This window comes from Chamaesiphon sp. OTE_8_metabat_110 (assembly GCF_031382685.1).
Classification (GTDB): Bacteria; Cyanobacteriota; Cyanobacteriia; order Cyanobacteriales; family Chamaesiphonaceae; genus Chamaesiphon.
Genome location: NZ_JANMZA010000490.1, coordinates 1 through 1738, shown reverse-complemented (window position 1 = coordinate 1738; position 1738 = coordinate 1). Strand labels below are relative to the sequence as shown.

3 protein-coding genes are annotated in these 1738 nt (G+C 52.1%); all 3 read left to right on the top strand.

All coding sequences use genetic code 11. The annotated features are described in order from the left end of the window. The first annotated feature begins 82 nt into the window (after window positions 1-82). Window positions 83-1102, top strand: coding sequence for an ATP-binding cassette domain-containing protein (locus RMO52_RS18040; RefSeq protein ID WP_310416995.1), 1020 nt, complete (start codon window positions 83-85; stop codon window positions 1100-1102). A 39-nt stretch (window positions 1103-1141) separates the two neighbouring features. Next, window positions 1142-1372, top strand: coding sequence for a transporter suffix domain-containing protein (locus RMO52_RS18035; protein ID WP_310416992.1), 231 nt, complete (start codon window positions 1142-1144; stop codon window positions 1370-1372). A 36-nt stretch (window positions 1373-1408) separates the two neighbouring features. Next, window positions 1409-1738 (top strand): ABC transporter permease (locus RMO52_RS18030; RefSeq protein WP_310416989.1); only part of this gene is annotated, 330 nt, incomplete at its 3' end.

The window sequence follows — 1738 nt, the reverse complement described above, 5'->3', positions numbered from 1 at the left end:
CAGATCGATCGAGTAGTGGCGAGTAGAAATCATCACCGCAGATCGAGCCGGATTACCAATCGTCCATAATCAGAGATAGATAATGGCAGCCGCAGTAAATATTCAAAATCTGTCCAAGAGCTATGGAACCGTCACGGCGGTTAAAGACGTATCCTTCCAAGTCGAGCAAGGCGAAATTTTTGGCTTGCTCGGCCCGAATGGTGCGGGTAAAACTACCACGATTCGCTGCTTGTGTACCCTTGCCAAGCCCGATAGCGGGACGATCGACATCGGAGGCATTTCTGTCCTCGAACAGCCCCGTGAAGCCCGTAAACGCCTGGGATATGTCGCGCAGGCAGTCGCCCTCGACAAGATCTTGACGGGGCGAGAATTGCTAGAACTTCAGGCATCTTTGTACCATATCCCCAAAGCGGAAGCTAGACAGCGGATTGAGGTACTACTGGAAATCCTCGATCTCAATAGCTATGCCGATAAAAAGACGGGTACCTACTCCGGCGGCTTGCAGCGACGCATCGATTTGGCGGCGGGATTACTCCACCAGCCGGAAGTCCTCGTCCTCGATGAGCCGACAGTGGGACTCGATATCGAGAGTCGGGTAGTAGTTTGGGACTTTTTGCGCCAGCTCCGCGCTAGTGGGACGACGATTTTGATTACCAGTCATTATCTCGAAGAAGTAGACGCATTAGCCGATCGCGTTGGCATTATCGATGGTGGTTTAGTGATTGCTGAAGGTACGCCCACAGAACTCAAAAATAAGTTAGGTGGCGATCGGATTACGCTCCGGATTCGGGAGTTTACGCCCCTTCCCGAAGCCGAAAGAGCTAAACAAATGCTCAGCGAATTGCCCTTCGTCCAGGAGGCGATCGTCAATTCGACATCGGCAAACTCGCTCAACCTCGTCGTTACGCCCGATCGCGATGTGCTGATGACGATTCAGCAATCGCTACAGACGGCGGGTATTCCCATTTTCGGGATCTCCCAATCGCGACCGAGCCTCGATGATGTCTACCTAGCGGCGACCGGGAAAACCCTGCTCGATGCCGAACTCAGTGCGGCGAGCAAGCGCGACCTTAAAGCCGAGAAAAAACAAAGTATGCGCTAGGAGGATTGAGATTTAGTGCGATCGAGATTTCATACCAAATTGGGAATAATCCTCATCGCCATATCTTGTCTATTGTGGGCGGCGATCCTCATCGTCCCCTTCCTCCCCGCCCAGCTCCCCCAGAAAGCGATCGGCACTACTAGTTTAGTCATCGTTAGCGAAGCCTTATTCTGGGTGGGCATACTGCTAACAGGTAAAGAACTCGCCCATCGGTTCCGTCGCCAGCTCAATCCGTACTACTGGTGGCAGCGAGTTACCAACAGAAGATAACTAACACCTCATTCAATTCTTCACTACAAACCTACCATGAGCGGCACGATCGACACCTCCAAACCTCTAAATTTAGCTCCCAGCGATCGACTGCGATCGCGCGAACCGTTAGCATCTAACGATTTAGCTGATTTCATCCAAGAAACCTTAGCACTGACTAAACGCCTATTTATTCAGCTCCAGCGTCGTCCATCGACCCTGGTTGCCGGGATTATCCAGCCGCTGATGTGGTTGGTACTGTTTGGCGCTTTATTTCAAAATGCGCCCCAGGGGATGATGGGTAATGACTTGAGCTACGGGCAATTTTTAGGTGCGGGGTTGATTGTCTTCACCGCGTTCGTGGGAGCCTTAAATGCGGGCTTACCC

Excerpts from the sequence above, each read along its gene's own strand:
- RMO52_RS18040 (WP_310416995.1), top strand. The coding sequence starts at position 83 with ATGGCAGCCGCAGTAAATATTCAAAATCTGTCCAAGAGCTATGGAACC.